The 14192-nt window shown below is 32.3% G+C and carries 11 protein-coding genes; 9 read left to right on the top strand and 2 right to left on the bottom strand.

The window, feature by feature from the left end; translation table 11 throughout:
* Positions 1-47: 47 nt before the first annotated feature.
* Positions 48-479: a tellurite resistance TerB family protein gene (locus LOS89_RS01110; RefSeq protein ID WP_231835893.1), complete on the top strand. Its 432-nt coding sequence runs from the start codon at positions 48-50 to the stop codon at positions 477-479.
* Between the two features lie 76 nt (positions 480-555).
* Here the strand turns inward: LOS89_RS01110 and fbp are convergent, their stop codons facing one another.
* Entirely contained in the window at positions 556-1563 is a 1008-nt protein-coding gene (fbp, locus tag LOS89_RS01105) for a class 1 fructose-bisphosphatase (protein ID WP_231835892.1), read from the bottom strand.
* A gap of 114 nt (positions 1564-1677) precedes the next feature.
* Here fbp and LOS89_RS01100 point away from each other — a divergent pair, with 114 nt between their 5' ends.
* The 8 genes from LOS89_RS01100 to LOS89_RS01065 all read left to right on the top strand — a co-directional run bounded on the left by LOS89_RS01100 (position 1678) and on the right by LOS89_RS01065 (position 12246).
* Positions 1678-2154 (top strand): GNAT family N-acetyltransferase, encoded by a 477-nt coding sequence (locus tag LOS89_RS01100; protein ID WP_231835891.1) that lies wholly within the window; start codon positions 1678-1680, stop codon positions 2152-2154.
* Between the two features lie 9 nt (positions 2155-2163).
* The gene (locus LOS89_RS01095) at positions 2164-3417 is read left to right on the top strand and encodes an aspartate kinase (RefSeq protein ID WP_231835890.1); all 1254 of its coding nucleotides are present in this window, start codon (positions 2164-2166) and stop codon (positions 3415-3417) included.
* Positions 3418-3473: 56 nt separating this feature from the next.
* Positions 3474-3815: a hypothetical protein gene (locus tag LOS89_RS01090; protein ID WP_231835889.1), complete on the top strand. Its 342-nt coding sequence runs from the start codon at positions 3474-3476 to the stop codon at positions 3813-3815.
* A gap of 127 nt (positions 3816-3942) precedes the next feature.
* The gene (locus LOS89_RS01085) at positions 3943-7347 is read left to right on the top strand and encodes a DUF8818 domain-containing protein (RefSeq protein ID WP_231835888.1); all 3405 of its coding nucleotides are present in this window, start codon (positions 3943-3945) and stop codon (positions 7345-7347) included.
* A 61-nt stretch (positions 7348-7408) separates the two neighbouring features.
* Complete coding sequence (locus LOS89_RS01080; RefSeq protein WP_231835887.1) at positions 7409-10855, top strand: FIDD domain-containing protein; 3447 nt, start codon at positions 7409-7411, stop codon at positions 10853-10855.
* 7 nt (positions 10856-10862) lie between these two features.
* Positions 10863-11612 carry an enoyl-CoA hydratase/isomerase family protein gene (locus tag LOS89_RS01075; RefSeq protein WP_231835886.1) on the top strand — a complete coding sequence of 250 codons (750 nt, stop codon included), beginning with the start codon at positions 10863-10865 and terminating at the stop codon, positions 11610-11612.
* Positions 11609-11788 carry a hypothetical protein gene (locus tag LOS89_RS01070; protein ID WP_231835885.1) on the top strand — a complete coding sequence of 60 codons (180 nt, stop codon included), beginning with the start codon at positions 11609-11611 and terminating at the stop codon, positions 11786-11788. The genes LOS89_RS01075 and LOS89_RS01070 overlap by 4 nt, the downstream gene beginning before the upstream one ends.
* A gap of 5 nt (positions 11789-11793) precedes the next feature.
* Entirely contained in the window at positions 11794-12246 is a 453-nt protein-coding gene (locus LOS89_RS01065; protein ID WP_231835884.1) for a 6-pyruvoyl trahydropterin synthase family protein, read from the top strand.
* 64 nt (positions 12247-12310) lie between these two features.
* Here LOS89_RS01065 and LOS89_RS01060 read toward each other — a convergent pair whose 3' ends face one another.
* Positions 12311-14176, bottom strand: coding sequence for an OmpA family protein (locus LOS89_RS01060; RefSeq protein WP_231835883.1), 1866 nt, complete (start codon positions 14174-14176; stop codon positions 12311-12313).
* Positions 14177-14192: the final 16 nt, after the last annotated feature.

The following is a 14192-nucleotide window of genomic DNA, read 5'->3' as shown; positions in this document are numbered from 1 at the left end:
AAAATAGATTTTTTATGTAATTTTGTTCTAAATAAAAAACTAACAACATGTCAATTTCAGATTTATTCGATAGCGGTTTTAGAAACAGAAATAAAGGTCATTTTTCAGCAATTGTAAGAGTGGCTTTATCTGACGGAACTATCACTTCAGAAGAAAAACAATTCTTAGATAAATTAGCTATCAAATTAGAAATTTCTCAAGCGGAATACGAAGAAATTTTAGAAAACCCTTTAAAATATCCTGTAAATCCACCATTAATGCATGCACACCGTTTAGAGCGTTTGTATGATTTAGCAAGAATGGTTTATGCAGATCATATTTTAGGAGAAAAACAACAAGATTTACTAACTCGTTTTGCTTTAGCTTTAGGATTTACTGCTGGAAACGTAGGTTATATTGTAGACAAAGCATTAAAATTAGTAGAAATGAATGTTGATTTAGATACATTCACATACGAAATGCAACACATGAACAGATAATTAAAAACTGTTTTAAAATATAAAAGCACAAATTCTAACGAGTTTGTGCTTTTTTTAGTTTTATGATTTGAATAATTTACTTCGCTTTCGCCATAAACTCTTCTGCTTTTTCTACCATGTTTTTACTTCCGCAGAAAAATGGAACGCGTTGGTGTAATTCTGTTGGTTGAATTTCCATAATTCTTTTGAAACCGTCTGAAGCTTTTCCTCCTGCTTGTTCAGCAATGAACGCCATTGGATTACATTCATAAAGCAAACGTAATTTCCCATTTGGTGCCTTTGAACTAGTTGGATATAAGTAAATTCCACCTTTAATCATGTTTCTATGAAAATCAGAAACTAAACTTCCGATATATCTTGACGTGTAAGGTCTGTCGCCTTCTTCTAACTGACAATATTTGATGTAGTCTTTAACACCTTGTGGGAAATGAACATAATTCCCTTCGTTAATCGAATAAATTTTTCCATCTTCCGAATATTTCATGTTGGGATGCGACAAATAGAAAGTCCCAATTGCAGGATTTAAAGTAAATCCGTTTACACCGTGACCAGTTGTATAAACCAACATAGTTGATGTTCCATAAATTACATAACCTGCCGCCACTTGATTAATTCCCGGCTGCAAGAAATCTTCTAAAGTTACTGGAGTTCCTACTGGTGTAATTCTTCTGAAAACTGAAAAAATCGTTCCTACTGAAACATTTACATCAATATTTGAAGATCCATCCAAAGGATCCATCAAAACTACATATTTATTGTTGTGTGAATTATCTGACCCAGCAACTGTTATAAAATCATCATTCTCTTCTGAAGCAATACCACAAACAATTTCTCTATTAATTAACGTTTGAATAAAAACTTCGTTAGCATAAACATCTAATTTTTGCTGATCTTCACCTTGTACGTTTTGCTCTCCAGCAGCACCAACAATATCAACTAATCCTGCCTTATTTACCTTATAATTAACTACTTTAGCAGCTAATCGTATTGAGTTGATAATACGTGATAATTCCCCTGTTGAATACTGAAACGAATTTTGATGTTCAATAATAAATTCGCCTAAAGTCTTATTTCTTTCTTCCATTTCGCAATCGATGTAGTTGTGTTTAAGGCACAAATATCGGTAAATTTGTGAAATGATAGAATTAATTTGAAAAGATGTTTAAGTTAATTTTACTTTTGTAAAAAATTTTGAAAAATGACAATTAGAAAAGCAACAAAAAACGACATGCCTTCCGTATTAGAATTGATACAAGAATTGGCTGTTTTTGAAAAAGAACCTGATGCCGTTGTAGTTACGGTTAAAGATTTGGTTCGCGATGGTTTTTCTGAAAATCCACTTTTTCAATGTTTCGTTGCCGAAGTTGACAATGCAATTATTGGAATGGCTTTGTACTATTACCGTTATTCAACTTGGAAAGGAAAAACCATTCATTTAGAAGATTTAATTGTAAAAGAAAGCAAACGTGGAACAGGTGCCGGATTTGCGCTTTACAAAGAAATCATTAAACAAGGAAAAGCCGAAAACGTTCGCCGTATCGAATGGAATGTTTTAGACTGGAACACACCCGCGATTGATTTTTATGAAAAATCGGGAGCAAAATTAATAGGAGATTGGCGTGTAGTACACATGGACGAAAAAGGAATTGAACAATTTTTAAACACAACTATATAATTCTTCAAAATGAAAATTTTTAAATTTGGAGGTGCATCAGTTAAAGATGCCGAAGGCGTAAAAAACGTATTACATGTTTTAAACACTGTAGGACATGAAGATGTTTTATTAGTAATTTCTGCAATGGGAAAAACCACAAATGCATTAGAAGTGGTTATCAAAAACTATTTTGAAAAATCTAAGGAATTACATGCATCACTTCAAGAAGTACGAAAGTACCACAACCAAATTTTACTAGACTTATTTGAAGACGAAGATCATGATGTATTTTTTGATGTAAACGCACATTTCGACGATTTAGAATATTTCATTCGTAGCAATAAATCACCAAACTATAACTTCGTTTACGATCAAGTTGTAAGTATTGGAGAATTGGTATCAACTACGATTGTAAGTCATTATTTCAATTCGCAAGGATTAATAAACAATTGGATTGATGTTCGTCCGTTGATTAAAACCGACAACAATTATCGAGATGGACAAGTTGATTGGGAAACCACTCAAAAACTAATCTCAAAAGGGGTTAAAAAGAAAACTCTAAACATCACACAAGGATTTTTAGGTTCTGATGAGAATAATTTCACTACTACTTTAGGTCGTGAAGGTTCGGATTACACTGCTGCAATTTTTGCTTATTGTTTAGGAGCAGAAAGTGTTACTATTTGGAAAGACGTTCCAGGCGTTTTAAATGCCGATCCAAGATATTTTGAAAATGCGATTTTGTTGAACCAAATTTCTTATAGAGAAGCAATCGAGTTGGCTTTTTACGGAGCTTCGGTAATTCACCCAAAAACACTACAACCTTTACAGAAAAAGGAAATTCCGTTATTTGTAAAATCGTTTATTAACCCAACATTACCTGGAACAAGTGTATCTAGAGGTGCCGATTTGATTCCGCAAACTTCTTGTTTTATTGTAAAGAAAAACCAATTGTTATTATCGTTATCATCTATTGATTTCGATTTTATCATGGAAAATCATATCAGTGAGATTTTTGGATTGTTTTCAAAATATAAAATCAAAGTAAACTTAATTCAAAATACAGCAATTAGTTTCTCGGTTTGTATTGAAGATAAATACAACAACTTTGAAGAATTAAGAAAAGTATTGGCTAAAAAATTCAAAGTAGCGTACAACGAAAATGTATCGCTTTATACTATTAGATACTTTGATGAAAATGCTGCTAAAGTAGTTGAAACAAACAAAACGATATTGTTACGCCAAATTTCGAGAGAAACAATGCAAGTGATTACGAAGGAGTAATTTTAATGTAGCAATTAGACAATTAGTCAATGTGCCAATTCTAGAAAGTGTAAAAATTGAGTTTAGAAAAATTATTAAATATTCCGAAAGAATTGAATTCAAATCCAAATTTATCAGTTTATAATTTGGTTAAAGAATATTATTTTGATGATTTTTCTGAATTACTTGTGTATGAATATTTGATTAAAAACAATTCAACACATAATAATTGGTTGTTGTTTTGTGAAGATAAACGAACAGTTGAGGGTTGGGTTTTTGAAAAGAATTTCTTTTTTTACAATGTTTATCATTTGAACAATAGAAATGGTAAATCGAATTTAAAACGTTTTACAAACAAAGACAAAGCATTTAGTTATTATATTTATAATGAGATAATTTCTATCTCCGAAAACAAATAGTTAAAATAATTTACCGCAGATTCGCAGATTGCTATTTAAAAAAATCTGTGAATCTGCGGTTCAAACAAAATCATTCCTTTTTTCCAACAATAAATACTACTTTTGAAGATTCGGAGTTATAGTATTTATGCAAAAAATTGTTTTTTTAGTGGGATTTTTATTCTGTTTTTTGAGTGGTTATACTCAAGAGACATTACAATCGTATCCAACTAAAAAAATTGCTTTTTCAAAAGACACCATTTCAATTGAAAAATTCAGCTTAAACAATTCCTTTTTTGAAATTAAAGACAAAAACGGAACATTAATCGATTCGAGTTTTTACAAAGTAAATTTCCAAAAAGGAACGGTAGTTTTCATCAAAGAAATAAACACTTCTGATTCTTTAGTAGTTCGCTATGCAAAATTTCCTGAATTTTTAACCAAAACTTATTCTATCTACGATGACGACAAAGTAGTTGCTAACGAAGCAGGAAAGTTAGTGGTTTTCAAAAAAGAAAAAAACACCAAATTCAAACCTTTTGATGGATTAAATACATCAGGAAGTATTACGCGTGGCGTTACTGTTGGAAATAATCAAAATACGGTGGTGAATTCCAATTTAGATTTACAAATCACAGGTAAAATTTCGGATAAAGTCAGTTTACGTGCTTCTATACAAGACAGTAATATTCCATTACAAGAAGGTGGTTATTCGCAAAAACTAGACGAGTTTGATCAAATTTTCATCGAATTATTTTCGGACAAATGGAACATTCGTGCTGGTGATTTATTTCTAGAAAACAGAAAATCGGCATTCTTAAATTTCAACAAAAAAGTTCAAGGTTTAGCCACACGTTTCACTTTTGGAACTCCTGATAAAAAAACCGAAGTAATTGCTTCAGGAGCATTAGTCCGCGGACAATATGCACGAAGCACTTTTACAGGTCAAGAAGGGAATCAAGGACCATACAAACTACGAGGCAACAATAATGAATTGTATGTTTTGGTTATTTCAGGTTCGGAGCGTGTTTATGTAAACGGAATTTTGAAAACTCGTGGAGAAAACAACGATTACATTATCGATTATAACGCTGGAGAAATCATTTTCACTTCTTTATTTCCGATTACTTCCGAAATGCGAATTAATATTGAATACCAATACACCGATAGAAATTTTACTCGATTTATTACGTATGGCGGTATTTCGCATGAAAGAGAAAATTGGGAAATTGGCGGTTATGTATACTCGGAAAGTGATGTGAAAAACCAACCATTGCAACAAAATTTATCTCAAGAACAAATTGCCATTTTGCAAAATGCAGGTGATGATATTTCACAAATGAACGGACCTTCGGCTTATTTAGATTCATATTCCGAAAATAAAATTTTGTACAAAAAAGTATTAATTAGTGGCGTTGAAGTATTTGAATATTCAAACAATCCAGATGATGAATTGTATAATGTTCGTTTTTCATTAGTTGGGAATTTTCAAGGAAATTACATTTTGGCAAACAACCAAGCAGTTGGAAAAATCTACGAATATGTGGAGCCAATTGCTGGAATTCCACAAGGAAATTATGAACCTATTGTTCGTTTGATTGCACCAACAAAAATTCAAATGGCAACGATTTTAGGAAAATACAATCCGAGTGAAAAAACACTATTCGATTTTGAATTAGCAATGAGCAATAGCGACCAAAATTTGTATTCTAATTTAGACGATGATAACAATAAAGGATTTGCTGGAAAATTCAATGGAAAGCAACGTGTTTTTGATGGAAAAACCAAAATTGATGCTTTTGCAAATTATCAATTGGTACAAGAAAATTTCAAACCTATCGAACGTTTGTTCAACATTGAATTTAATCGGGATTGGAATATAACTGCCCCATTACTAGGTAATCAAAGTTTTTTGACTTCGGGATTGGATTTTAATTTTGACAACAAAGGAAATGCGATTTATCAGTTTGAGAATTTAGCTTTTGGAGATGCTTTTTCGGGAAAGAAACATACTTTTTCAGGAAGATATACAACAAAAAAATGGATGATTTGGAGTCAGTCAAGTACCATGAAAAGTGATTCTGAAGTATCAAATTCTTCATTTTCTAGAAGTCAAAATCGTTCGTCATACAAATTTGGTAAAAATTGGGTTGGTGCAACGGTGAATTTAGAAGATAATTCAGAAAAACTAAAAGCAACCAATACATTTTCGGCTTTAAGCCAACGCTTTTTAGAATATGGCGCTTTTGTGGGAAGAGGCGATTCAACGAAAGTTTTTGTGGAATTAGGATTTTTACAACGCCAAAATGATAGTTTGCAAAACAATCTAATTCAGCGAGTAAATCATTCGAACTCGTATTATTTAAAATCGCAATTGATTAAAACAGAAAAAAGCAATTTGAGTGTATTTTTGAATTATCGCACTTTGAAATATGAAGATTCTAGTTTAAAAGATGAACCCTCATTGAATTCACGAATTTTGTATTCGGATCGATATTTTGATCAATTGATTCAAACCACAACAGCTTATGAAACCAGTTCTGGCACGATTGCACAACAAGAATTTACGTACTTGCAAGTAGAACCCGGACAAGGTGTTTACATGTGGAACGATTACAATGGTAACGGAATTCAGGAATTACAAGAGTTTGAAATTGCTCCATATTCTGATTTAGCGATTTACGTTCGTGTATTTTTACCTAATCAAGTTTTTGTTAGAACGCATCAAAACAAATTTTCGCAAGCGTTGAATTTTAATTTCAACCAATGGCAAAACGAAAAAGGATTCAAAAAATTTGTTTCTCATTTTTATAACCAAACTTCCTTTTTAATTGAAAGAAAAATTATTAGAAACGGAAACAACTTTGAAATGAATCCGTTTTCAAAAAATGAAGATAAGTTAATTGGTTTGAATACTAATTTTAGAAATAGTTTATTTTTTAACAGAGGCAAACAATTTCATTCTACAACATATTCTTTTTTGTTAAACGAAAGTCAAAATTTACTTTCTGTTGGAAGTATTGCTGCTAAAAATAGGTCGCACCAAATTCAATACCAGCACTTAATTAAAAAAAGTTGGTTAGTGAACTTTTCAGGAAGTACAACAACAAGCAAATCAGATTCAGAAAACTATCCAAGTCGTAATTTTGAAATAGCAAGTTATCATCTTGAACCTAAGATTGGCTACTTGTTTTCTAAAAATGCGAGTTGGGATATTTTCTTTGTTTACTTGCAAAAGGAGAATCTAATAGGTGCATTTGAAACATTAAAACAAAACAGATTAGGCACATCATTTAGTTACAATAGCGAAAAAGGATTTAGTATTAATGGCGAATTTTCGATGTACAACAACACATTTGATGGAAATGTTTTATCGTCTGTTGGATTTCAAATGCTTGAAGGTTTACAACCTGGAAAAAATCAGACTTGGCGATTGCTCTTACAAAAAAACTTAACGCAATATTTAGACGTTAACGTAAATTATCAAGGTAGAAATAGCGAAACAAGTAAGACCATTCACACAGGAAACATACAATTAAGAGCCTTTTTTTAGTTAATATTTAGATTAATTCTACATTTCTCCTTAATTTTACAAGCTATCATTATTTCAAGCAATGTTTCAAAAAATTACATATATACTTTTACTACTCTCTAGTGTTTGTTACTCACAGTTAAGCAATAAGCACTGGATTCCACCTTTACATTGTAGAGATGCAAGTGCCGTTAGTGATCATTATTTGTATTTATCTACACAAGAAACAACTCCTTTTCAAGTAACAATAACCGATGGCGCAGGAAATCCTGTTGGTTCAAGCCCATATACTTTATCTGCTAGTGCTCCTGTAACTATAAGCTTAGGTATAGGGCAAAACACAAAAATGTTTGTTGACCAACAATATGTAAATGTTGTTTTAAGTGATCGAGGAATCATATTAGAAGGAAATAAAGATTTTTATGCTAGTTTTAGAGTAAGATCTCAAAATCATGCTGAAATGCTAGTTTCAAAAGGAAAACCCGGAATAGGAACAAGCTTTAGGCTAGGTCACATTATTAATGAATTATTTGATGATAGAAAATCTTTTGTTGCTAGTGTTATGGCCACAGAAAACAATACAAACGTTCAATTATCTGATTATAATCCAAATGTAACTTTTACTACTAGTACAGGAACATTTAACTTAGCTTCTCAAAGTTATACATTAAACGCTGGGCAAAGTATCATTTTCACAGGATATAGTGATACGGCTGACAACTTAGATGGCGCAATTGGAGCTTTAATAAGTTCGAATAAACCAATAGCTGTTAATAGTGGTAATGCTTTAGGTGGAATTCAAAGTGGAAGAGCTGATTTTGCTCTTGACCAAATAGTATCCGCGTCACAAATTGGCAATGAATATATCTTTATTGAAGGTAATGGACTTGAAGACATGGAATTACCTTTACTTGTTGCAAATGAAGATAACACCGAAATTTATATTAATGATGCAACTATACCAAATGCTATAATTAATGCAGGGGAGTATTATTTAGTTAACAATAATTTTTATCAAGGAACCACAACTAGAAATATGTATGTAAGAACATCAAAAAATGTTTACGCATATCAATTATTGGGTGGTGGAGCCGACACTGCTACTGCGGGTCTTAATTTTATACCACCATTAAGTTGTTTCTTTCAAAATTCGGTTATGATTCCTGATGTAAATAGGATTGGCACCACAACTTATACATCAGATTTAATGATATTAACTTACGCTTCGGCAACAATATCAATAAATGGCATTGCTATTTCTAATACACAAGCACAGCCTGTACTTGGAAATACTGATTGGGTTACTTATCGAATTTATAATGTTTCAGGAAACACTACTATTGAGTCAACAGGACCTTTAGCAGCAGGTGTTTTTGGATTTATTGGAACAGCTTCTGGTTTTGCAGGTTATTATTCTGGTTTTGGAAGTAATCCTGAAGACACAAACGTTTCTATTTGTTCTAATGAAACTATTGATCTTTTTGAAGCCATTACTGGAAATCCAGGAGAAAACGGTACCTGGACACTTCCTGCAGGTGGAGCTCCTTTAACTAATAATATTTTTGATCCCACAATAAATATTGCTGGTGAATATATTTACGAATTCACAAAAGATTGTAATGCATCTTTAACCACCATTCCTGTCAAAGTAAACGTCACCATTGAGCAAGCACCAAATGCAGGAACAAGCACAACGTATTCAACTTGTGAAAATGCAAATTCATTTGATTTATTTACTTTACTAGGAAGTAGCGTAACTTCAGGAGGAACTTGGTCACCAACACTTTCTTCTGGAACAGGGATTTTTAATCCAGCCACAGATATTTCAGGTGTTTACACTTATACAATCCCTTCAAATGGTGTTTGTGATGAAGTATCCGCGACTGTAACTGTGACAAACAATCCTATTCCAACAATTCCCGTGATAACAGATTTCAACTTATGCGATAATAGTTTAGACGGAGATGACACAAATGGATTTGTAACTTTTGATTTAACTCAAAAAAACACTGAAATTGAGACTCTACTTCCAGGCTATAGCATTACATATCACAATGACAATACAGAAGCAATAGCTGCAAGCAATAATATAACTAGCTTATATACTAACAATAGAGTCGTATATGTTAGACTTACTAACACAACAAATGGTTGTTATGTGACCGCTTCTTTCAACTTAGTTGTAAATCCAAAACCAGTTGTAAACGCTGTAGTTAATTTAAAACAATGTGATACTGATAATGATGCTACAACAATATTCAATTTAACACAAGCAAACATATTAATATCGACTGATACTGCTTTAACTTTCTCATATCACAATTCATTAAATGGAGCAAATAACAATAATGATTTTGTATCAAATGAAATTTCTTTTTTAGCAACAAATGGTGATTCCGTTTGGGCACGAATTGAAAATTCAAATGGTTGTTTTAGAGTTTCCGAAGTTAATCTAGTTGTATCAGCTACCACTATTGCTCAATCTTATAGATACACTATTGACGATGTTTGTGACGATTATTTAAGTGCAACCGATCCTGATGGTGATGGAATAGGATATTTTAATTTAACAGAGATAGAACCTGCTCTTATAGCTCTATTCCCTGTTGGTCAATCCTACAACTTTAGTTATTATTTAAATCAATCTGATGCAGAGACTGAACAAAATGCAATAACAGATATTACTAATTTTAGAAATACAACTCCCAACACACAACTTATCTGGGTACGAATAGAAAGTAATTTATACGAATGTGCTGGATTAGGACCGTTTTTAGAATTAATTGTTAATCCATTACCAGATACCGATTTAGGAAACGATTTTGTAATCTGTATTGATGCTGTAACAGGAATTGGTTCTCAGATTATCAATGCAACACCTACTACACCTGGAAGTTACAGCTACATATGGACTCCAACTAATCCTGATGGAAATATAGCAATTTTTAATGTAACAAGTGCTGGCACTTATTCTGTTGTTGTTACTAATTTAAACACTTCGTGTAGCTTTACAGATAGTATCAATATAACATTATCATCAGAACCAGAAAGTGTTAGTGCAACCTTAATTACTCCAGCATTTTCTACAGGATTGAATACTATTCAAACTAATGTAATTGGCGGTTTTGGTATTTATGAATACAGTTTAAATGCTATCGATTGGCAATCAAGTCCAATCTTTACAGATTTAAATGATGGAACTTACACAGTATACGTTAGAGACATTGAAGCTTGTGGATTATTGACAACAAATATTATTCAAACAATTTCATATCCTAATTATTTTACACCAAATGGAGATGGATATAATGACAGATGGATGATTAATCTTCCTGACGAATATTTAGGATTGATAACAATTTACGATCGTTATGGCAAATTAATTAAGCAATTAAGTCCAGATGGAAATGGTTGGGACGGAACATACAATGGAGCACTTCTACCATCAACCGATTATTGGTTCAAAGTGGAATACACTGAAGATAATACAAGAAAAGAATTTAAATCACATTTTAGTTTAAAGAGATAATTTTATAATGGGAACTATAGAAACATTTATCAATAATAGTATTGCAACGATAACTTTTTATCATCCTTCTAGTAATTCATTTCCAAGCTCATTATTACAAAATTTAACAGACGAAATATATTCTGTAAGCAAAAATGATGATGTTGCAATTATAGTTCTTAAAAGCGCTGGAAATGGAGCTTTTTGTGCTGGCGCATCGTTTGACGAACTACTTGCGGTTAGTAACTATGAAGAAGGGGGTAAATTTTTCTCTGGTTTTGCAAATGTTATTAATGCCATGAGAAAGTCTCCAAAATTAATCATCGGCAGAATTCATGGAAAAGCTGTAGGTGGAGGTGTTGGATTAGCTTCTGCCTGTGATTATTCATTTGCAACTCAAAAGAGTGAAATTAAACTTTCAGAAATTGCAATTGGAATTGGACCTTTTGTTATTGAACCTGCTGTTTCTAGAAAAATAGGAAAAATAGCAATGTCAGAAATGACTCTTAATCCAACCGCGTGGAAAACTTCAAAATGGGCATTTGAAAAAGGTCTTTTCTCTGAAGTATTTGAAACGATTGAGGAATTAGACATTAGATTAGAAGAATATACAAACGAACTTTCTTCTTACAATAAAGAAGCGCTTCTTGAAATGAAAAAAGTACTTTGGGAAGATACCAATCATTGGGATTCTTTATTATATGAGAGAGCGGCTATTTCAGGACGTTTAGTCCTTTCTGATTTCACTAAAAATGCACTAGAAAAATTTAAAAAATGAAAAGTTTAATCATTTTCCTTCAACAAGTAAATGTTGAGCAAAAATTAAAAGATGCTCCAGATGGACAATACCAAATTGGAGTCCTTATAGGTTCCTTTGTACCTTTTATTGTATTAGCAGGAATAGCTTACGCCCTTTATTATAGAGCAAAAAAGAAAGACAAAAATTTAAATTAGAAAGAATGACAAAAATACGCATCACCAAACAATTTAGCTTCGAAACTGGCCATGCATTATATGGATATGATGGTAAATGTAAAAATGTTCACGGTCATAGCTACAAGCTTTCTGTTACAGTTATTGGAACCCCAATAGATGATAAAAGCAATGTAAAATATGGAATGGTAATCGATTTTGGCGATTTGAAAAAAATTGTAAAAGAACAAATTGTTGATGTTTTTGATCACGCAACTGTTTTTAATAAAAACACACCACATATTGAACTTGCAAATGAGCTAGAACATCGTGGTCATCATGTTATCCTTGTGAATTATCAACCAACGAGTGAAAACATGGTTATTGATTTTTCTAATAAAATAAAACATTTATTACCTGAAAACATCAAACTTCATTCTTTGAGACTTCAAGAAACTGATTCTTCGTTTGCAGAATGGTTTGCTTCTGATAATGATTAAAAAAACATATCACAATAAAAAAAGTCCTCATTTCTGAGGACTTTTTATTTTAATTGATAGTGAACTATTTCTTCACAATTAAGAATTCACTTCTTCTGTTTTGTGCGTGTTCTTCTTCAGTACATTTAGTACAAGCTACCTTAAGTTCGCTCTCTCCAAATCCTTGTCCTGAGATTCTATCTTTTGATATGCCTTTGCTTATTAAATATTGAACAGTTGCTTTTGCTCTTCTATCTGATAAGTTCATATTGTATTTATCACTACCTCTACTATCTGTGTGTGATTTAGCAAAAATAACCATCTCTGGGTGCTCGTTCATTACCACAACTAACTTGTTAAGCTCTTCTGCTCCTTGTTGTGTAATGTTGCTCTTATTGAACTCAAAATAGATTGGCTGTAAGATTACTTCTTTCTCTGTAATAATTGGCATAATTGGGTTTAACAATGCTTCAACAACAACTTGTTCGTTTTCCGCCTTTTTAACTTCAAACACACCACTCTCATATCCTGATTTAGATACTTGAGCACTATAAGTTGTATTACACATTACTCCCGTAATAGTTTCTCCGTTTGATGCTGATGTTTGATTTGAAACTGTTTTTTGTTTCTCATCTACTAACATTACAGTAGCTCCTTCAAGAACGTTTCCTGTTTTAGCATCTTTAACTCTTACTAATGCTTGTACATTACAAACAGGATCTGCTTTGTAGATGTTATCTACTCCATCTCTATTACTTGAGAAGAATCCTACTTTCTTTGTAGCGTTGTAACTAAATGCAAAATCATCTTTGGTTGTGTTTACTGGCTCTCCTACATTGATAGCATCTGCACCTTTGTTTAAGTCCATTCTAAATACATCATAGCCTCCAAAGCCTGTTTTCCCGTTTGATGAGAAGAATAAAATATTGTCATCAGTAATAAATGGAAAACTCTCGTTTGCTTCTGTGTTTACCTTTGCCCCTAAGTTCTCTGGTGTTCCGTACTCGTCTCCATTTACAGTTACTTTCCAAATATCCTCACCTCCAAAACCTCCTGGCATATTCGATGAAAAATACAATGTCTTACCATCTTTGCTAATGCTTGGATTTCTAAAATCGTATTCTTTTGTATTAAACGGAAGTGGTTTTACATTTACCCACTTATCACCTTCTTTTGTTGCTTTGTAAAGATAGATTTTACCAAATTTTGCATTCTTTGGTTTGTCTTTCACAAACTCTTTTTCATTAAAACTCTCACTACCGTAGTACATTGTACTACCATCGCTTGAGATACTCGCAGGACCATCATGCCATCTTGTATTAACTCCATCTACTGCAACAGCATCGCTAATAGTTCCATTAGCATTATACGTTGCTCTGTAGATATCCAAATAAGGCTCTTCGTTGAAGTTACTACTTCTTTTTGATGTGTTTCTAGCGCTTGCAAAATAAACATTGTTATCATTGGTAAGTACTGCTCCAAAATCTGTTTTGTCGCTACTTACTTCTGATTTAGCAACATCATACAACTTTGATTGTCCTTGTAATTCTGGAAGGTAATTTGGATTACTAACAAATACTTTTGCTCTTTGGTCATTTGGTGCCAATTTTGCAAATTGTTGCATTTGTTTGTCTGCCTCTTTAAAGTTACCTTCTGCTTTTAGCATTTGCGCATATTTGTAATACGTTTCTGCATCTTGTTTTTGCTCCACTACTTTAGCATACCATTTTACTGCTTCTTTTGTATTAAATACATTGTAGTAGCTCTCTGCTAATTGCTTATAAACGTAGTTATCTGCTTTGCTGCCTTCGGCTAATTTTAAATACTCTTTTGCTGCATCAACATATTCGTATCTATCGAATAACTTATCTGCAGTCTTGGTATATTGGTTTTGTGCACTAATAATTCCACTAGCCATCACAAAACTTAATGTTACATATAAATTTCTCATTGTGTTCTTGTCGTAT

It is taken from the genome of Flavobacterium channae, from assembly GCF_021172165.1.
Taxonomy (GTDB): domain Bacteria; phylum Bacteroidota; class Bacteroidia; order Flavobacteriales; family Flavobacteriaceae; genus Flavobacterium; species Flavobacterium channae.
Note: the sequence above shows the minus strand (reverse complement) of the source record. Positions and strands in the feature narration are given on the sequence as shown.